This window comes from Streptomyces sp. NPDC107575 (genome assembly GCF_055657265.1).
On record NZ_JBVKBG010000011.1, the window covers coordinates 266,266 to 285,500 of the forward strand.

A 19,235-nucleotide genomic window follows, 5' to 3' on the forward strand; every position below is an offset into this window, starting at 1 on the left:
GCCTTGCAGCTGCACGCACCAGACCCCGCTCACCGGCACCGCACGTGGCGGCCACCCGCATCCAGCCTGACCCGTCAGAAGGACCCTAGGGTCTCGAATGCAGGTACGAAGATCGCGTACGACAGGCCGAGGGGGCCGAGGCGACGCAATTCGGCGCACCGCTCCCCTCCACTGCTCCACCGCTTATACCGCAACTGCCTTTGTGGCTCAGGGAGGGGCTCCACCGCCATGGGACGTCACAGCAGCATGCCCGACGAGTACGGGACGGCCGCCGCCGCACCCCGTCCCCGCTCGCGCGGGCGCACCGTGGCCATCGCGACGGCCCTCGTCCTCGTGGCCACGGCGGGCACGGTCGCCGTGGTCCGCCCCGAGCTGATCGGCCTCGGCGGCGGCTGCGAGGACGAGGTCCACCTCGACGTGGTCGCCTCCCCGGACATGGCCCCCGCGCTGCGCGAGGCGGCGGAGCACGCCCGCCGCGCGAAGCTCACCTCCGACGGCAACTGCCTCGACGTCGCCGTCACCGCCCGCGACGCGTACAAGGTGGCCGACACCCTGCGCGCGAGCAAGGGTGCGGCGGACTTCCAGGTCTGGGTGCCGGACTCGGACGTCTGGGTGCAGCGCGTCACCACGGGCACCGGGGACACCAAGGTGACACCGGCGGGCAACATCGCCTCCTCACCGGTCGGCATCGGCATGGTGCCCACGGCCGCGAAGTCCTTCGGGTGGCCGCGCAAGACGTACACGTGGGCCCAGTTGGCGGGCGCCGCCATGCGGGACGACAAGCTGCGCCTGGGCGCCGCAGACCCCGCCCGCAGCGCCAGCGGACTGCTCGCGCTCACCAAGCTGGCGGCCACCTCCAAGAAGGGGGACGGCACACAGGCCGCGTCCATGGCCAAGAGCCTCTCCCAGCGCACCTCCGACAGCGACGCGCAGCTCATGGACACGGTGCCGCGCGACAGTTCGGGCACCGAGCAGGGCAACCCGCGGCGCAACGAGGCGCTGATCCTGTCCGAGCAGGCCGCGTACGCGCACAACCAGGAGGCGGGCGACGCGGGTTCGGTCGACCTCTTCTATCCGAAGGACGGCTCGCCCGCCCTCGACTACCCGTTCTCGCTGGTCGGCGAGGATCGGCTGAGCACCGACGAGAGCCGGGCCGCCGTCCGCTTCATGACGCTGCTCGGCGCGCCCGAGGGCCGCTCGATCCTGGAGCGGCACGGCTTCCGCACGGACAGCGGCCGGTCCCCCGCGACGGTCGTCTCACGGGCCGGCGGCCGCTCCCCGCAGCCGTACGCGCGCGTGGCGGCCAAGGCGCCGACCGAGGAGCAGCTCGACGAGACCCTCGGCATGTGGACGATCACGGTGCAGAGCGCCCGCCTCACCACGGTCGTGGACGCCTCCGCCTCGATGGGCAACATCGTGCCCAGCCGCGGCGAATCCCGCATGGAGGTGACGAAGGCGTCGATGCTGGCGGCCCTCTCCACGTTCACGCCGGAGGACGAGATCGGCCTGTGGGAGTTCGCCACGTTCCTCGACGGCGAGCGCGACTACAAGAAGCTCGTGCCGACCGAGCGCCTCGGCGACCACGTCGGCTCCGGCACCCAGCGCGACCGCCTGTCGGCGGCGTTCACCTCGCTGCAGCCGGTGCCCGGCGGGGCGACGGGCCTGTACGACACCACGCTCGCGGCGTACAAGGAGGCCACGTCCTCGTACAAGAGCGGCAGGTTCAACGCCGTCGTCGTGGTCACGGACGGCGTGAACGAGGACCAGGGGTCGATCTCCCGCGAGAGCCTCATCAAGAAGCTCGAGGGCCTCACCGACCCCGAGCACCCCGTGCCGCTGATCGTCATCGCGGTGGGGCCCGACACCGACAAGCGCGAGGTCGAGCAGGTCGCCGAGGCGACGGGCGGCTCGGGCCACCAGGTCAGCGACCCCGCGGACATCCAGCAGGTCATCCTGAAGGCCATCATCGAGGCGGGCGCCAAGAGCGGCTGAGCCGGTCGGCCGGCCCCTCAGCCCAGCGGAACGGCCGGCTCCGGCAGCCCGACCGGCCAGTCGTGCACCGGCCTGCCCCCGTGCATCAGCTCGCAGTACCGGCGCGTGGTCGCCGCGAGCGCCGCGTCCCGCGCCAGACCGCTCTCCAGGGCCCGGTGATACGTCGCCGACTGCCACGCCGCGCCGTTCATCCGCAGCCTGCACCGCTCCTCGATCACCCCCAGGTACAGGTCCCGGTCGGCCGCCTCCACGCCCCACGCGTCGAGCCCGGCCGCCGCGAGCGGCAACAGCTCGTCCCGTACGAGGTTCACGGCCGGCACCCGCTCCGTGCCGCCGAACCGGCCCCTGCGCGGCCACTCCAGGCGCGCGTCGATGCCGTACTGGCAGGCGGTGTCGAAGTTGCGGGCGGCCGCGGCGAAGGGCAGCCGCGACCACACCGGCCGCTGCTCCTCGGCGAGGGCGCGGACGACGCCGTAGTAGAAGGCGGTGTTGGCGATGACATCCGTGACGGTGGGGCCCGCGGGCAGCACCCGGTTCTCGACGCGCAGGTGCGGGACACCGTCCGCGATGCCGTACACGGGGCGGTTCCAGCGGTACACCGTGCCGTTGTGCAGGACGAGTTCGGCGAGGCTCGGGGTGTCGCCCTTGGCGATGAGGTCGAGCGGCTGCTCGTCGTCGAGGATCGGAAGCAGCGGCGGGAAGTACCTGAGGTTCTCCTCGAAGAGGTCGTACGCGGAGTCGATCCAGCGCTCCCCGAACCAGGTCCGCGGCCGCACCCCCTGCGCCACGAGTTCCGGCGGCCGGGTGTCGGTGGACTGCTGGAACAGCGGCGGCCGGGACTCGCGCCACAGCTCGCGGCCGAACAGGAAGGGCGAGTTGGCGCCGAGCGCTATCTGGACGGCGGCCACCGCCTGCGCCGCGTTCCACACATCGGCGAATCGCCCCGGCGTCACCTGGAGGTGCAACTGCACGGACGTGCACGCCGCTTCTGGCGCTATCGAGGAGGACGTGCAGGTCAGCCGCTCGACACCGGCGATGTCGAGGGCGAAGTCCTCGCCGCGCGCAGCCACCATCCGGTCGTTGAGCAGGGTGTACCGGTCGACGTCCGACAGGTTCGCGGAGACCAGATCCTCCGCGCTCAGCGTCGGCAGGATGCCGATCATCACGATGCCCGCGTCGACCTCGTTCGCCTTGCGGTCCGCATATCCGAGCCCCGTGCGCAGTTCCTCGGCGAGCTGGTCGAGAACGCGGCCGCCGAGCCGGTGCGGGGCAATGTTCACTTCGAGATTGAACATCGCGAGTTCGGTCTGGAAATCGCGGCTCGCGATGCGTTCCAGAACTTCCGCATTCATCATTCTCGGCAGACCTTCGGGCCCGGCGAGATTCAGCTCGATCTCCAGCCCCATGAGATTCTGCGGACGATCGAAGCGCTTCTCTTCCAGCAGTCGCCCGAACCCCTCCAGGCACTCCTTGAGCTTCTCCCGGTACCGCCGCGGATCGGCAAGACCGACCGCGCCCGCAACGACCTTCTCCCCCATGGAAGCGTCCCCTCCTCGCACGGGCGACCCGTTGATGCTCCGTCCCGGCCGCGTGTCACGGTGGATGATGCCCCGGCAATGTGATCCGTAACGCCCCGCGCGCGTCCGCGGAGCAGTACTCTCGAGGCGGTTACCCGCGGGCACATTCCTCAGGCATGCGGCCGGCCGCAGATTCCGTCGTTCGCGGCCCTGGTGAAAAACGCCGACAAGAACGCGCCGACCGCTCGACCGAAAGACATCGAGGTCACGCGGGGCGGCCCCGCCGAAGTTGGGGAGAATGCCCACAAAACCCCATGAGAAGCGCGCCCGAATAGCACCTTGCGAAATCCGGACGGCGTGCTAGCCGAAACACCCCGTGAACACGCATCGTATAAACTCCGCTGGCGAGACAGAGAGTTGGCGCCCGCGGCCCGGGTTCGGACCGGACCCCCGCCCCCTCTGGCCCGTGTACCCCTGTGCACCCGCAGCAGACAGCGCCGTCCGCTCGTCCCGCACCGCCCTCGCATCACATGCCTGTCGAATGAGAGGCGACCCACCATGCCGCTGCACGTCCCACCGGCTCCCGCGCCCGCCCTGCGCAGCGTTCTCACGGCCCTCGGTTCCCCCACCGCCGTCCGCGAGGCACGCACTCCGTCCCTGCGCGCCGCCCAGGGACCCGCCACACCCGAACTCCCGCTGCCACTCCATGTGTTGGACCACATCACCGAGACCACCGGGCCGTCCAGGGCCCGCCTCACCGGCTGGCGTTTCCTGATCCGCTGCGGGGAGCGCGCGGTGGCGGCGGCCGACACCATGCTCACGCCGGACGGCTGGGCCTTCTCGCACTTCTTCGAGGGCCCCTACATCCGGTCCACGGAACGGGCCCTGCGTCAGGCGGAGTCGCTGCCCCAGGCCTACCAGCCGCGGCTGCTCTCGGTGCCCGAGCTCTACATGCTCACGCTGTGGCTGCACGGCGAGCGCACCGCGGACCCGGCGGGCGGCCAGCCGGCGGCCGACGACATCCTCGTCCCGCTGGCACCCGCCCCGCCCGGCATCGCCCCGCACCGCCCGCACCGGGTGGCCGAGCTCCTGCCGGTCCTGACCCACCGGCTGACGCCGGCCCCGGCCACGGCCGGCCTGCTCGCCTGAGCGACCGGGGTCCGCCGACGGCCCCTGTCGCACACTCTGTGCCCCGCACCGTCCGCCGTCCGGTCGCGGGGCACAGCCCTGCCCGAGCGGACTAGCCCGTACCGACCACTCCTAACCACCCGAAGGGAGAGTCCAGTTGGACTGAACCGTCCGCACGGGTGATGCGTCTGACAACCCATAAGGACCGCTGCAAGGAAATCCCTGCGGATTGACGCCCACAGGGCAACACTGGGTTCCGGAACTCACGAAATCGGGGGGCGGCCATGAACAAGCCTTCAAGCCGCAGCACGACCGGCAACACCAGCACCGCCAGTACAGCAAGCACAGCCCACGTCATCGAGATCACTTCGCAGCGAAAGATCCCATCCATGTGCCAGCACCAGCCAGCCTGCCCGACAGCGGAATCCGAGGACAGGGAAGCCGCACTGCCTGTGGCTCACCATCCCGAGCAGGGATGGAGCCTCCTCTGCAACGGGGTCCTGCTCTTCGAGGACACCGGCGAGCTGCTGCCCAGTGGCAGGATCATCGCCCCGCACCGCCCACTGGGCACGGTGGTGACGGCGGCATAGGGACGGGCCCTGCGGGGCTGCGCGACCGGACGGCGGACGCACAGCCCCGAGTGGATCAGCCCTCGTAGGCGTCGAGCGGCGGGCAGGAACACACCAGGTTCCTGTCGCCGAACGCCTGGTCGATACGCCGCACCGGCGGCCAGTACTTGTCCGAAGCGACCACCCCGGCCGGGAAGACACCTTCTTCCCGGCTGTACGCGTGCTCCCACTCGCCGCCGAGCATCCCGGCGGTGTGCGGAGCGTTCCGCAGCGGGTTGTCGTCCGCCGGCCACTCGCCGGAGGCGACCCGCTCGACCTCGCCGCGAATCGCGATCATCGCGTCGCAGAACCGGTCGAGCTCCTCGATGCCCTCGCTCTCGGTCGGCTCGATCATCAGCGTCCCGGCGACCGGGAACGACATGGTCGGCGCGTGGAACCCGTAGTCGATGAGCCGCTTGGCGATGTCGTCGATGCTCACGCCCGTCGCCTTGCTGATCGGGCGCAGGTCCACGATGCACTCGTGGGCGACGAGCCCGCCCGGACCGTTGTAGAGCACCGGGAAGTGCGGCTCGAGCCGCTTGGCGATGTAGTTCGCGGAGAGCACGGCCACCTGCGTGGCCCGCTTCAGCCCCTCGCCGCCCATGAGCCGCACGTACGCCCAGGAGATCGGCAGGATCCCGGCGGAGCCCCAGGGCGCCGCGGAGATCGGGCCGACGCCCGTCTCGGGGCCCGCGGCCGGCTGCAGCGGGTGGTTCGGCAGGTACGGCGCGAGGTGCTCGCGCACGCCGACCGGGCCGACGCCCGGACCGCCGCCGCCGTGCGGGATGCAGAACGTCTTGTGCAGGTTCAGGTGCGATACGTCGCCGCCGAAGCGGCCCGGCTTGGCGAGGCCCACCAGCGCGTTGAGGTTCGCGCCGTCGACGTAGACCTGGCCGCCCGCGTCGTGCACGGCGGCGCAGATGTCGGCGACGTGCTCCTCGAAGACGCCGTGCGTCGACGGGTACGTGATCATGAGGACGGCGAGCTGCTCGGCGTACTGCTCGATCTTGGCGCGCAGATCCTCGATGTCGACCTCGCCGTCGTCGGCGGTCTTCACGACGACGACCTTCATGCCGGCCATCACGGCGCTCGCGGCGTTCGTGCCGTGCGCGGAGGACGGGATGAGGCAGACGGTGCGCTGCTCGTCGCCGTTGGCCCGGTGGTAGCCGCGGACCGCGAGCAGACCGGCGAGCTCGCCCTGCGAGCCGGCGTTCGGCTGCAGCGACACCTTGTCGTAGCCGGTGACCTCGGCGAGCCGCTCCTCCAGCTCACGGATGAGCGTCAGGTAGCCCTGCGCCTGCTCGGCGGGGACGAAGGGGTGCAGCTGGCCGAACTCGGGCCAGGTGACCGGCTCCATCTCCGTCGTCGCGTTGAGCTTCATCGTGCAGGAGCCCAGCGGGATCATGCCGCGGTCGAGCGCGTAGTCGCGGTCGGCGAGCATGCGCAGGTAGCGCAGCATCGCCGTCTCGGAGCGGTACTGGTGGAAGACGGGGTGCGTCAGGTACTCGTCCTCGCGCAGCAGCCCGCCCGGCAGCGTGTCCTCGACCTCGGCGTCCAGCGCCTCGATGTCCGCGTCGACGCCGAACGCGCTCCACACCGCGCCCAGCTGGGCCCGCGTGGTCGTCTCGTCGCAGGCGACGGAGACGTGGTCCGCGTCCACCAGGTGCAGGTTGACGCCGCCCTCGCGCGCGGCGGAGACGACCGAGGCGGCCCGGCCCGGCACCCGCACGGTGAGGGTGTCGAAGTACGCGCCGTGCACGACCTCGACGCCGCCCGCCGTGAGCCCCGCGGCGAGCAGGGTGGCGTAACGGTGGGTGCGCCGCGCGATGGACCTGAGGCCATCGGGGCCGTGGTACACGGCGTACATGCCGGCCATGACGGCGAGCAGCACCTGAGCCGTACAGATGTTGCTGGTCGCCTTCTCGCGGCGGATGTGCTGCTCACGGGTCTGCAGGGCGAGGCGGTACGCCTTGTTGCCGTCGGCGTCGACGGAGACGCCCACCAGGCGGCCCGGCAGCGAGCGGGCGAACTTCTCGCGCACGGCCATGTACCCGGCGTGCGGACCGCCGAAGCCCATCGGGACGCCGAAGCGCTGCGTCGTACCGACGGCGATGTCCGCGCCCAGCTCGCCGGGCGAGGTCAGCAGCGTCAGGGCGAGAAGATCGGCGGCGACGGTGACGATGGCGCCCAGCTCGTGCGCCTGGTCGATCACGGGCTTGATGTCCCGCACGACGCCGGAGGCGCCCGGGTACTGCACGAGCAGGCCCACGACACCGCGCTCGGCGACCTCGACGGGGATGCCCTCGCTCAGGTCGGCGACGACGATCTCTACGCCGGTCGGCTCGGCGCGCGTCTGGATCACGGCGATGGTCTGCGGCAGGGCGTCGGCGTCGACGACGTACACGCCGTTCTTGACCTTGCCGACGCGGCGCGAGAGGGCCATGGCCTCGGCGGCGGCGGTGCCCTCGTCGAGCAGCGACGAGCCGGAGGTGGGCAGGCCGGTCAGCTCGGCGACCATGGTCTGGAAGTTGAGCAGCGCCTCGAGGCGGCCCTGCGAGATCTCCGGCTGGTACGGCGTGTACGCCGTGTACCAGGACGGGTTCTCCATGACGTTGCGCAGGATGACGGGCGGCGTGAACGTCCCGTAGTAGCCGAGGCCGATCATCGAGCCGAGCACCTGGTTGCGCTCTGCAAGGGACTTCAGCTCGGCGAGCACCTCGGCCTCACTGCGGGCGGCCGGAAGGTCGAGCGCCTCGGCGCTCTTGATCACATCGGGCACCGCGGCCGCGGTCAGCTCGTCCAGCGAGCCGTAGCCGACCTGCGCGAGCATCTTGGCCTGAGCGGCGTCGTCGGGACCGATGTGACGCTGCTCGAAGGGGATTCCTCGCTCCAACTGGGAGAGCGGAATACGGTTGGCGGTCATTGCGGAGGCCTCCTGGTCATTGCGACCTACGAGGGGCACCACGGCGCGGGTACCCGGACGGCCTCCCCCTCTGTCATCTCAACCTGAGAGCTTCACCGGCCCACCCCGCGAGAACACGGAACACACCGGCTTGCACCGTCGGTGAGAGCGGAAACCGTGCACCCCGCCCTGCTTTCCAGAGTGACCTCGTCCGTGCGGTACGTGTGCCTGAGAGATTCCGGGGAGGATTTGCTCCTTCGGCGCCTTCCGACGACTGTCGGAGGACTCTCCCGCACGGGGTCAGCAGCCATTTGCCAGCCTACCAGCGGCTACTTGGCCGGAGCCCCCGAGTGGCCGCCTTACGCAATGTGCTCTTTCGTAGTCCTTACAGACGAGTTGCGATCATCGCGATCAGTTGGAGGGCCCGTGCAGACCGATGTCGATCCGCGCAATCTGATCGGCCGCAAGGCGTTCGACCGCAACGGGGCCAAGATCGGCACCATCGACGAGGTGTACCTGGACGACGCCACGGGCGTGCCGGAGTGGGCCGCGATACGAACCGGCCTGTTCAGCCGCGACGCCTTCGTCCCCCTCGAGCCCAGCGACTTCACGGACGGCACGCTGCACGTGCCCTTCGAGCGCTCCCTGATCAAGGACGCCCCCGATTTCGGCGTGGGCCGCCATCTCTCCCCCGAGCAGGAGCTCCAGCTCTACGACCACTACGGTCTGGACATCACGGCCCCTCAGTCGCCCGACATCTCGTTCGGCAAGGTCGCCGGCGCCGAGGACGAGACGACCTGATCCGCTTCGGCCCCTTCCACCAGCGGCATCGGCTCCGCCGGCTCCAGCTCCGGATCATCGACCCGGAACGTCCGCACCCTCCCCGGCACCACCGCGTACGGCGTCTCGAACCGCACGGTCACCCGCCCGAGCCCGCTCCCCTGCACCCACCCCGGCCCGAACTCGGCATGCCGCACATCGTGCCCGGCCAGCCACTTGCGCTCCACGGGCGCCGGCTCGGGATCGGCCGCCTCCACGGGCTCGACCGGCCCCGCGTCCCCCTCCAGCTCCTCGGCCGCTGCAGCCTCCTCCTCCGCGGCGGCGAACTGCGCGAACAGGTCCTCCTGCGTGAAGTCGGCCAGCCCGCTGACCCCGACGCCCAGCAGCCGCACGCCGCCGGTCGTGTCCACGCTCTCCAGCAGCCGCGCCGCGGCCTCCCGCACCACCCCGGGATCGTCCGTCGGCCCCCGCAGCGTCTCCGAGCGCGTCAGCGTCGAGAAGTCGTAGCGCCGCACCTTGAGCACCACGGTCCGCCCCGAGCGCTCGGCCGCTCTCAGCCGCTCCACGCACCGGCCGGCCAGCCTGCGCACCTCCATCCGGACCTGCACCCGGTCGTGGATGTCCACGTCGTACGTGTCCTCGACCGATACGGACTTGGAGTCCCGCTCGGCCACGACCGGCCGCTCGTCGCGGGCCAGCGCCATCTCGTACAGATGGCTGCCGTGCGCCTTCCCGAGCAGGCGCACCAGCTCGTCCTCGCCGGCCCCCGCGATCTCCTCCACGGTCACGATCCCGGCCCGCCGCAGATGATCAGCCGTCGCGGGCCCGACGCCCGGCAGGATCCGCACGGACTGCGGGCCCAGCAGCGCGCGCTCGGTGCCGGGACGTATCAGCACGAGCCCGTCCGGCTTGGCCTCCTCCGAGCCGATCTTCGCGAGCATCTTGGACGCCGCGAGCCCCACGGACCCGGTCAGACCGGTCACGCGCCGGATGTCGGCCCGCAGCCGCCGCCCCACGGCCTCGGCGGAAGCGGCGTCCCAGGCCGCCTCACCGGCCTCCAGATCCACGAACGCCTCGTCCAGGCTCAGGGGTTCCACCAGCGGCGAGAGCGCCCCCAGGAGGCCCATCACCTGCTCGCTGATCGCCCGGTACAGCCGGAACCGCGGCACCAGATACGCGGCATGCGGGGCGAGCCTGCGAGCCTGCCCCATCGGCATCGCCGAGTGCACCCCGAACTTCCGCGCCTCGTACGACGCCGTGGCCACCACACCGCGCGGCCCGAGCCCGCCCACGACGACCGCTTTCCCGCGCAGGCTCGGCTTCGCCGCCTGCTCGGCAGAGGCGTAGAAGGCATCCATGTCGAGATGCAGGATCGTGGGCGCGGTTCTCACATGCCCGATGCTGCCCTACGCCACTGACAACGCGGCCCTACGGACCTCACACGGCCCTGCCGCGCCGCCTCGCGAGCTCGTCCGTGGGGTTCGGCGGCACGATCGTCTCGCCGGTGTCCACGCGCTCGCCGTGCAGCTGCGAGAGCGCGGCCTCCACGTCCCGCCAGACCACGCCCACGGCGATCCCGAAGACCCCCTGGCCGCCCTGGAGCAGATCGTGCACCTCGGCGGGCGACGTGCACTCGTAGACCGTCGCACCGTCGCTCATCAGCGTCATCCGCTCCAGATCGCGGAAGCCGCTCTCGCGCAGGTGCTGCACGGCCGCCCGGATGTTCTGCAACGAGACACCCGTGTCCAGGAAGCGCTTGACGACCTTGAGGACGACGACGTCCCGGAAGCTGTAGAGCCGCTGGGTCCCCGATCCGTACGCGGTACGCACGCTGGGTTCGACAAGGCCGGTCCTGGCCCAGTAGTCGAGCTGCCGGTAGGTGATGCCGGCCGCCGCACATGCCGTCGGGCCCCGGTACCCCAGCTGCTCGGAAGCGGCCGAGCCGCTCTCCCCCGCCACCACAGGCACGGCCTGCGGGCGCTGCGGAGTGTGATCGGCCGCGCTGCCGTGAAACAAGTACGGACCGCCCGTCGCCGTACCGTCGCCGCTGCTTCTCACGCCGACCTCCTCATTGACCTGCCTTGTCGACGGTAGGCAGTCACAGGGGGTGCGTCAACGAACGCCACACTAGGCACGCCGAGTGATAATCACCCTAAGAGTGGTTTCCCGTGACCCACCGCCGGGAAAGGCTAGCCGAATGTCTCGAGGGCGCCGCCGCTCGACGGCCGGGCCCGGCCGTCCGCCGTGCGGTCACTGACTGTTGGTGCCGAAGTCCTCGGGAGAGATCTGGTCGAGGAACTCGCGGAACTTCTCCACCTCGTCCTCCTGCTCGTCGGGGATCGCGATCCCCGCGTCGTCCAGGACCCCGTCACTGCCGAAGATCGGCGTGCCGGTGCGCAGCGCGAGGGCTATGGCGTCCGACGGGCGGGCACTGACCTCGACCCCGCTCGCGAACACCAGCTCCGCGTAGAAGACGCCTTCGCGCAGGTCCGTGATGCGCACTTCCGTGAGCTCCTGGCCGACCGCCTCGAGGACATCCTTGAAGAGGTCGTGCGTCAGCGGACGCGCGGGCGCCATGCCCTGCTGGGCAAAGGCGATCGCGGTCGCCTCCCCCGGTCCGATCCAGATGGGGAGGTACCGGTCGCCTCCCACTTCACGCAGGAGCACGATCGGCTGGTTGGAGGGCATTTCGACCCGGACACCTACGACGTCGAGCTCGTTCACACAGCAACCCTAGGACGTGCCCGGCCGGTTTGGGTAGTCGGGCATCCACCGAGGACCGGGCCATCGGCGCTCACCCGCGCCCACGATCAGGGCAGACGCACCCCGAGCGCGGTCTGCACAAGGGCCGAGTGCAGCTTCACGGTGAGGCCTGCCAGCTCCTTGGCACGGGCCTCGGCATGCGCCCGCGTCTGCGGGTTGCGGTGCACCTTCAGGGGGGCGACCACCTGGTCCACCAGGCCGGCCTCGCGGTCCGCGGCCGCCCGCATGACGCGCAGGTGCCGCGGGCCGATCCCGAATCGCGCCAGCTCGCCGATGAGCTCGGCGACCGACACGGCGGAGGCGTCGTAGCCACCGTCGGGCAGGGGGGTGAGGAGCCCGTACGACTCCCATTCGTCGAGCTCGTGCTCCTCGACGCCGACGGCGGCCAGCAATTCGTCCCGGCCGACCCGCGCGGCCGTCGGCACATCGGCGCCGTCCTCCGCGTCACCGGGGCGTCCCGGTGCCGGCACGGTCAAGGTCTCGCCCGGCTCCAGGGCATCGAGCTGCTCCTTGATGACCTTCAGCGGCAGGTAGTGGTCCCGCTGCATGCGCAGCACGTGGGCGAGCCGCTCGACGTCGTCCGGGCTGAACTTCCGGTACCCCGACGGCGTACGCCGGGGTTCGACCAGGCCCTCGGACTCCAGGAACCTGATCTTGGAGATCGTGACTTCGGGAAACTCTTCTCGGAGCACGTTCAGTACGGTGCCGATGCTCATCAGCCGACTGTCCGTGGTGGCGGTACCCCCTGGGGCACCGCCACTCGTCGTGTGCAGCATGGACCTTCCTGAAGGATCGCGGACGGTTCAGATACCGCGCTGGCTCGCGTAGAACACCAGCCGGTACTTGCCGATCTGCACCTCGTCCCCATTGTTCAGCGTCACCGAGTCGATGCGCTCACGGTTCACGTACGTGCCGTTGAGGCTGCCGACGTCGCCGACGGTGAACGAGCCGTCCTGCAGGCGACGGAACTCCACGTGGCGGCGCGACACGGTCACGTCGTCCAGGAAGATGTCGCTCTGCGGGTGGCGCCCCGCGGTGGTCAGCTCGCCATCCAGGAGGAAGCGGCTGCCCGAGTTCGGACCGCGCCGCACCACGAGGAGCGCCGAGCCGAGCGGCAGCGCGTCGACCGCCGCCTGTGCCTCGGGCGAGAGGGCCGGGAGCTGCGTCTGGCCCGTCGCCTCCGGGTCGTAGGACTCGAGGCCGGAGATGGAGATCGTGGACGTCGTCTCCGACGGCCCCTCCGGCGTCGCACCGCCACGCAGCGGCGCACCGCAGTTGGAGCAGAACCGGCTGTTCTCCGCGTTCCGGTTCCCGCACCTCGTACACACCAGGGCCGACATGCCGAACTCTCCACCCGTACTTGAGGTTGACGGTTCTCCGAAACCTATGCGGCCGGAACCGGCAGGGTCAACAGACGACGCGCCCTGTCCGCCCGAATTGTCTCCGGCGACCTGGTCCCGGAACAGCGGGCGCTCGCCCACCTGGGTCTCCGGGGCGTCTCCTTGCCGCGGCGCACGATGACGGGCGTCCTCACGGCTCTTGCCGAACAACTTCGCAAACAACTTCACGGGCGATTCCCCTTGACCGAAACAGACCCGCCCGTGGGGCAGGACGAACCCTGACTGCACACATCGGCGTACATCGCGTACATCATTGACACGGACACCCTCACAACGTCCGTATCCGCCAAACAGTTTCCACCACGCACACCACCCTTGCTGCGGCGACCCCCCGCAACCTCATGCCCTCGCACGGTATCCACCATGCACCCCCGGCTTCACTCCGAGGACGACCGAGCGTAATCAGGCCGTTGCGCGGATCGCAAGGCGTCTACGACGATCTTGTTCGAGCGGCTCACGGCCACCGTGGCCTGCTCCTTCTCCAGCGTCTGCACCACACCCCCGGGGATGTTCAGGGCCGGCTCCAGGTCCTGCGGCTTGCCGATGACCTTGAACCGGTAGGGGCGGCTGATGTCGTGCCCGTCCACGCTGATCCCCTTCCCGCCACTGCCGTCCGTCAGATACGTGTTGGCCACGATGCGGACATCGTTCACCTGGATCGCCTCCGCGCCAGCGGCGCGCAGTTCCTGGACCGCGTCGAGCAGCATGTCCGCCTCCACGGCCCCCTTCGTATCGGTGACGGTCATGGTGATCCCGGGGCCCTGCGCGGCCGTCGTGCCCGCCAGAATGCCGAGCTGCTTCTGCTTCTCGGCCGTCTGCTTGCGGGCCTCGTTGGCCTGGTCCGAACTGTTCTCCAGCTCGGTGCGCTGGTCCACGAGGCCTTGCTTCTCATCCTCAAGACGCTGAGTTCGATCATCCAGTTCATCGAGGATGCGAACGAGATCTTCCTGACGCGCACCGCGCAGGGCACTGTTGTCGCTGGTGGACCGCACCTGGATGGCGAGTCCGAGCCCCAGGACGAACAGCAGCACAGCCATGATGAGCTGTGCGCGCGACGCGCGCGGCGGCCACAGACCCTTCACGAGCCGCTGCCGACCGGTCAGTTCGGGCTCTCCCACGGCGTCCGGCCCGGCCGGCCCCGGCTCGACGGCCTCGGGCTCGGGTGCGGGTGCGGGTGCGGGCTCCCGCTCCGCTTCGGCCTTCTCCGTCTCGGGCTTCTTCGCCGGCACCTCGGCGGGCAGCTCGGCAGGCAGCTCCTTGCGCAACTGCTCGCCCTTGTCGTCCGGTTGCACGCGCTCGCGGCTCTCGGCGCCTTCGGCGTTCTCGGGGTTCTCTTCGTTGCTCATCGGCCTCACGCCCGGAACACATGCCGCCGGATCGCGGCGGCGTTGGAGAAGATGCGGATGCCGAGCACCACGACGACACCGGTCGACAGCTGCGCACCGACGCCCAACTTGTCGCCCAGGAAGACGATCAGCGCGGCCACGACGACGTTCGACAGGAACGAGACGACGAACACCTTGTCGTCGAAGATCCCGTCCAGCATGGCGCGCAGCGCGCCGAACACCGCGTCGAGCGCCGCGACGACGGCGATAGGAAGGTAAGGCTCGACGACCGCCGGAACCTCGGGCCGGACGAAAAGACCGACCACGACTCCCACGACGAGGCCCAGTACGGCGATCACGATGTGCCCTTCTGCTCTGCTCTCGGCTGTGCTGTACGTACGATCACGCTGGGCGCGGCAGGAAGCTTGATGTCGTCCTGGGCCGAAATACTCGTCCTGACCCCGAAGTTCTCCTGCAGCGCGTGCAGGTAGAGACCGTCGGGGCTGTTCTGGAACCGAGTGCTCAGCCGTTGCCCGTCCCCTACCGCGAGCACCGTGTACGGCGGTACCAGCGGCTTGTTGTCGACCAGTATCGCGTCACCCGCGGCCCTGATCGCGGACAGCGACGTGAGGCGCTGCCCGTTGATGCTGATGGCCTCGGCGCCGGACTGCCACAGGCCGTTCATGACGCGCTGCATGTCCCGGTCGCGCACGCGGCCGGTGTCGGAGAAACCGTTGCTCTCGCGCGGCCCGCTCCCGTCGCCCGTGGTGGCCGACTTGGCGTCGTCGACGACGAGCTTCACCCCGGGGCCGTGCACGGCGACGGCTCCGGAGAGCACCCCCGCCAACTCCGCCTTCTCGCCACCGTGCTTCTTCAGCGCCTCGCGCTGCATCTCCCCCACGCGCCCGCGCAGCGAGTCGACCTGGCCCTCCAGCTCATCGGCGGACTCGGTCTCTTTGTCGATGCGGTCGATGAGCTCCTCGCGCTCCTTGGCCACCACCGGCGCGGTGACGCGAGCCTGCGCCGCGCCCACGGTCACCACAAGCGCGGCGAGCACGAGTCCTGCCGCGAGACCCAGCTTCGCCCGCAGCGTCTTCGGCAAACCGCTCTGCCCCAGCGCCTCTTTGCGCGCGGTGGCCTCCGCGTACCCGTCGTCCAGGCTGTGATCCATCACGTTGGTCAGCAGCGACATGGAGGCGTCGGGGCGCGAGGGGCGCTCTGGGGTGCTCCGTTTGGGGGGCTGCTGCGGCATGCCGCACATCGTCGCACGTCGTGGGCACTACCACCCAACGACCCCACTGCCCTGCTGCCCGACGCCCGAAATGGGCGTCGGGCAGCGGGTGTCCGGGTCAGCGCCCCGCGCTGTCCACGACGGCCGACCACTCGTCGAGCAGCTGCTGGGCGGAGGCGTCGTCCGGGCCTTCGGCCCACAGGTGGGTGACCGCCTCGGCCGGGTCGGGCAGCACCATCACCCAACGCCCGTCGGCCTCTACGACCCGTACTCCGTCGGTCGTGTCCACCGACCGCTCGCCGGCCTCCTCCACGACGCGGCGCATGACGAGGCCCTTGACGGCCCACGGCGTCGCCAGGTCCCGCTTGAGCACATGCGCCCGCGGAATCCGCGCGTCGATCTGGCTGAGGGTCAACTGCGTACGGGCGACGAGCCCGATGAGCCGCACAAAGGCCGCGGCCCCGTCGAACACGCTGCTGAACTCGGGAATGATGAACCCGGCCCGCCCGTCGCCGCCGAAGATCGTCCCGTCCTCACGCCCCACGCGCGTCAGGTCGTCGGGCGACGTGGTCGTCCACTCGACCTGCGTCCCGTGATACGCGGCGACCTGCTCGGCGATACGAGTCGTGGTCACGGGCAGCGCGACCCGCCCGCTCCGCCGCTCCGCCGCGACGAGATCGAGCATCACCAGCAACGCCCGGTCGTCCTCGACGATCCGCCCCTTCTCGTCGACGAGCGAGAGCCGCTCCCCGACCGGATCGAACCGCACCCCGAACGCGGCCCTGGCCGAGGCCACGATCTCCCCGAGCCGTACGAGCCCGGACCTGCGGGCGTCCGCGGTCTCGGTGGGCCGCGACTCGTCGAGCCCGGGATTGATCGTCAGGGAGTCGACACCGAGCCGCCCGAGAAGACTGGGCAACACAAGCCCCGCGCTCCCGTTCGACGCGTCGACGACCACCTTCAGCCCGGCCTCCGCGACACCCGTCGTATCGACGTTCCGCAGCAAGGACCCCGTGTACGAGTCGAAGACACTCGACGGGAAGTGCAGGTCACCGATCTCCCCGGGGAACGCCCTGCGGTACTCCTGCCGCGCGTACACCCGGTCCAGCTTGCGCTGGCTGCCCTGCGACAGATCCGCCCCGCGCTCGTCGAAGAACATGATGTCGACGGAGTCGGGCACCCCGGGCGTCGTCCGGATCATGATCCCGCCGGCACTGCCCCGCGCGGTCTGCTGCCGCGCCACGGGCAGCGGCACATTCTCCAGGTCCCGTACGTCGATGGCACTGGCCTGCAACGCGGAGATCACGGCCCGCTTGAGCGCACGCGCACCACGGGAGTGGTCACGCGCGGTCGTGACGGTCGACCCCTTCTTGAGCGTCGTCGCATACGCTCCCGCGAGCCGCACGGCCAGCTCGGGCGTGATCTCGACGTTCAGGATCCCGGAAACGCCCCTGGCCCCGAACAGATGGGCCTGCCCGCGCGACTCCCAGATGACCGACGTGTTGACGAAGGCGCCGGCCTCGACGGTCTTGAACGGGTACACCCGCACATTGCCCTGGACGATCGATTCCTCACCGACGAGGCACTCGTCGCCGATGACGGCGCCGTCCTCGATCCGCGCGGCCCGCATGATGTCGGTGTTCTTCCCGACCACACAGCCGCGCAGATTGCAGTGCCGCCCGATGTAGACGTTGTCGTGCACGACGGCCTTGTGCAGGAAGGCGCCGTTCTTCACGACGACGTTCGAGCCGACGACCGTGTGCTCCCGGATCTCGACATCCGCTTCGACCTTGGCATAGTCGCCGATGTAGAGCGGCCCGCGGAGCACGGCGTCAGGGTGCACCTCCGCGCCTTCGGCCACCCACACACCGGGCGAGATCTCGAACCCGTCGAGCTCGACGTCGACCTTGCCTTCGAGGACGTCCGCCTGGGCCTTCACATAGCTCTCGTGCGTGCCGACGTCCTCCCAGTAGCCCTCGGCCACGTAGCCGTAGATGGGCTTGCCTTCCTTCATCAGCTGCGGGAAGACATCGCCGGACCAGTCCACCGACGTGTCGGCCTCGACGTAGTCGAAGACCTCGGGCTCCATCACATAGATGCCCGTGTTCACCGTGTCCGAGAAGACCTGCCCCCAGGTCGGCTTCTCGAGGAAGCGCTCGACCTTTCCCTCCTCGTCGACGATGGTGATACCGAATTCCAGCGGATTGGGCACACGCGTCAGACAGACGGTGACGAGCGCGCCCTTCTCCTTGTGGAATTCGATGAGCTCGGTGAGGTCGAAATCGGTGAGTGCGTCACCCGAGATGACAAGAAAGGAGTCGTCCTTCAGCGCTTCCTCAGCGTTCTTCACGCTGCCGGCAGTGCCGAGTGGCTTCTCCTCGTTGGCATAGGTGAGCTCCATACCCAACTCTTCGCCGTCCCCGAAATAGTTCCTGACGAGTGACGCCAAGAACTGCACGGTGACCACGGTCTCGCTGAGCCCATGCCGCTTGAGCAGCCTGAGCACATGCTCCATGATCGGCCGGTTGGCCACAGGCAGGAGCGGCTTGGGCATACTCGAGGTCATGGGGCGAAGGCGCGTGCCTTCGCCTCCGGCCATCACGACGGCCTTCATGTCGGAAGCGTCCTCCTTGAAGAGACGACGGTCTAGCCGACTTCGCCCGTCCGGAATGGCCCGCACTTGTCACGGCGGGCCATCTGGCCTCAGCCAAAGCGCAATGGCGAGCTCAATCGGCCATGGAGTCCGCCCGGACAAGACGGCGGACTTGAACCACGTAGAGGATCCCTGCCCACCAGTACAGCGTCGTACCCCATCCGGCGAACGCCCATCCGAAAATAGCAGCGAGTTCGTGGATCCACCCCGTTCCGTCACTGAGAAGCAGCAAGGGGAACGCATACATCAGGTTGAAGGTCGCTGCCTTCCCGAGGAAGTTCACCTGGGGCGGCGGATAGCCGTGACGCCTGAGGATCCCCACCATCACCAGAAGAAGCAGTTCACGCGCCAAAAGTACGGAGGTCAACCAAATGGGCAGAATGTCACGCCAGGTCAAACCCACCAACGTGGACAAGATGTAGAGCCGGTCAGCGGCCGGGTCGAGCAGCCGGCCGAGGCTGCTGATCTGATTCCAGCGACGCGCGAGCTTCCCGTCGAGATAGTCGCTGATGCCGCTGAGAGCCAGCACGAGCAGAGCCCAGCCGTCACTCTTGGGGCCCCCGAACTCAGGGCGCAGGATGAGCCACAGGAAGAGGGGCACGCCGACGAGACGCGCCATGCTGAGGATGTTCGGGATGGTGAGGACCCTGTCCGTCTGAACACGGGTCTCCTGGACCTCCACCCGGGGGCCTCCTGTGGGGAACGAACCAACGATGCCCCCTGACTTTACCCTCAGTGTCGGGAGGCCTGAGCTACGGGGGCGTCGTAACGCAGCACACGGCAACGTCACAAACGCAGAAAAGCCCGGACCGTATCCCGGCCCGGGCTTTTCTATAAAAGGAGTTCGGCGGCGTCCTACTCTCCCACAGGGTCCCCCCTGCAGTACCATCGGCGCTGTGAGGCTTAGCTTCCGGGTTCGGAATGTAACCGGGCGTT

General features: G+C 69.6%; 16 protein-coding genes, 1 rRNA gene and 1 riboswitch. Of the genes, 4 read left to right on the top strand and 13 right to left on the bottom strand.

Features of this window, described 5'->3' with window-relative positions; translation table 11 throughout:
• The first annotated feature begins 228 nt into the window (after positions 1-228).
• The gene (locus tag ACZ7L4_RS40190; RefSeq protein WP_472110009.1) at positions 229-1,992 is read left to right on the top strand and encodes a substrate-binding and VWA domain-containing protein; all 1,764 of its coding nucleotides are present in this window, start codon (positions 229-231) and stop codon (positions 1,990-1,992) included.
• 17 nt (positions 1,993-2,009) lie between these two features.
• Here the strand turns inward: ACZ7L4_RS40190 and ACZ7L4_RS40195 are convergent, their stop codons facing one another.
• Positions 2,010-3,530 (bottom strand): glutamate-cysteine ligase family protein, encoded by a 1,521-nt coding sequence (locus ACZ7L4_RS40195; protein WP_472110010.1) that lies wholly within the window; start codon positions 3,528-3,530, stop codon positions 2,010-2,012.
• 537 nt (positions 3,531-4,067) lie between these two features.
• Between ACZ7L4_RS40195 and ACZ7L4_RS40200 the strand changes: the two genes are divergently transcribed.
• Both ACZ7L4_RS40200 and ACZ7L4_RS40205 read left to right on the top strand, forming a co-directional pair.
• Positions 4,068-4,658: a hypothetical protein gene (locus ACZ7L4_RS40200; RefSeq protein WP_472110011.1), complete on the top strand. Its 591-nt coding sequence runs from the start codon at positions 4,068-4,070 to the stop codon at positions 4,656-4,658.
• A 368-nt stretch (positions 4,659-5,026) separates the two neighbouring features.
• Positions 5,027-5,227: a DUF5999 family protein gene (locus ACZ7L4_RS40205; protein WP_326023112.1), complete on the top strand. Its 201-nt coding sequence runs from the start codon at positions 5,027-5,029 to the stop codon at positions 5,225-5,227.
• 55 nt (positions 5,228-5,282) lie between these two features.
• On the opposite strand, the gene gcvP is transcribed toward ACZ7L4_RS40205, so the two are convergent.
• Positions 5,283-8,168 carry an aminomethyl-transferring glycine dehydrogenase gene (gene gcvP / locus ACZ7L4_RS40210; RefSeq protein ID WP_472110012.1) on the bottom strand — a complete coding sequence of 962 codons (2,886 nt, stop codon included), beginning with the start codon at positions 8,166-8,168 and terminating at the stop codon, positions 5,283-5,285.
• Between the two features lie 185 nt (positions 8,169-8,353).
• A riboswitch (glycine riboswitch) is annotated at positions 8,354-8,450 on the bottom strand.
• Between the two features lie 123 nt (positions 8,451-8,573).
• Here gcvP and ACZ7L4_RS40215 point away from each other — a divergent pair.
• Entirely contained in the window at positions 8,574-8,948 is a 375-nt protein-coding gene (locus tag ACZ7L4_RS40215) for a PRC-barrel domain-containing protein (RefSeq protein ID WP_472110013.1), read from the top strand.
• On the opposite strand, the gene ACZ7L4_RS40220 is transcribed toward ACZ7L4_RS40215, so the two are convergent.
• The 11 genes from ACZ7L4_RS40220 to rrf all read right to left on the bottom strand — a co-directional run.
• Positions 8,891-10,318, bottom strand: a complete 1,428-nt coding sequence (locus tag ACZ7L4_RS40220) for a DNA polymerase IV (RefSeq protein ID WP_472110014.1) — start codon at positions 10,316-10,318, stop codon at positions 8,891-8,893. The genes ACZ7L4_RS40215 and ACZ7L4_RS40220 overlap by 58 nt on opposite strands.
• Before the next feature lie 46 nt (positions 10,319-10,364).
• Positions 10,365-10,985, bottom strand: a complete 621-nt coding sequence (locus ACZ7L4_RS40225; RefSeq protein WP_472110015.1) for a MerR family transcriptional regulator — start codon at positions 10,983-10,985, stop codon at positions 10,365-10,367.
• A 192-nt stretch (positions 10,986-11,177) separates the two neighbouring features.
• Positions 11,178-11,651: a bifunctional nuclease family protein gene (locus ACZ7L4_RS40230; protein ID WP_005475662.1), complete on the bottom strand. Its 474-nt coding sequence runs from the start codon at positions 11,649-11,651 to the stop codon at positions 11,178-11,180.
• An 86-nt stretch (positions 11,652-11,737) separates the two neighbouring features.
• Entirely contained in the window at positions 11,738-12,466 is a 729-nt protein-coding gene (gene ftsR, locus ACZ7L4_RS40235; RefSeq protein WP_472110016.1) for a transcriptional regulator FtsR, read from the bottom strand.
• A gap of 27 nt (positions 12,467-12,493) precedes the next feature.
• Positions 12,494-13,384: an FHA domain-containing protein gene (locus ACZ7L4_RS40240; protein WP_472110032.1), complete on the bottom strand. Its 891-nt coding sequence runs from the start codon at positions 13,382-13,384 to the stop codon at positions 12,494-12,496.
• A gap of 83 nt (positions 13,385-13,467) precedes the next feature.
• Positions 13,468-14,436 carry a DUF881 domain-containing protein gene (locus tag ACZ7L4_RS40245; RefSeq protein WP_472110017.1) on the bottom strand — a complete coding sequence of 323 codons (969 nt, stop codon included), beginning with the start codon at positions 14,434-14,436 and terminating at the stop codon, positions 13,468-13,470.
• Between the two features lie 5 nt (positions 14,437-14,441).
• A complete protein-coding gene (locus ACZ7L4_RS40250; protein WP_266722032.1) occupies positions 14,442-14,774 on the bottom strand; it encodes a small basic family protein in 333 nt (110 codons plus the stop codon).
• Positions 14,771-15,676 (bottom strand): DUF881 domain-containing protein, encoded by a 906-nt coding sequence (locus ACZ7L4_RS40255; protein ID WP_472110018.1) that lies wholly within the window; start codon positions 15,674-15,676, stop codon positions 14,771-14,773. Before ACZ7L4_RS40255 ends, ACZ7L4_RS40250 begins: the two co-directional genes overlap by 4 nt.
• 88 nt (positions 15,677-15,764) lie before the next feature.
• The gene (locus ACZ7L4_RS40260) at positions 15,765-18,260 is read right to left on the bottom strand and encodes a sugar phosphate nucleotidyltransferase (protein ID WP_426885465.1); all 2,496 of its coding nucleotides are present in this window, start codon (positions 18,258-18,260) and stop codon (positions 15,765-15,767) included.
• Positions 18,261-18,372: 112 nt separating this feature from the next.
• Entirely contained in the window at positions 18,373-18,981 is a 609-nt protein-coding gene (locus tag ACZ7L4_RS40265) for a CDP-alcohol phosphatidyltransferase family protein (protein ID WP_266722026.1), read from the bottom strand.
• Between the two features lie 160 nt (positions 18,982-19,141).
• Positions 19,142-19,235 (bottom strand): 5S ribosomal RNA (gene rrf, locus ACZ7L4_RS40270); the annotation flags it as partial.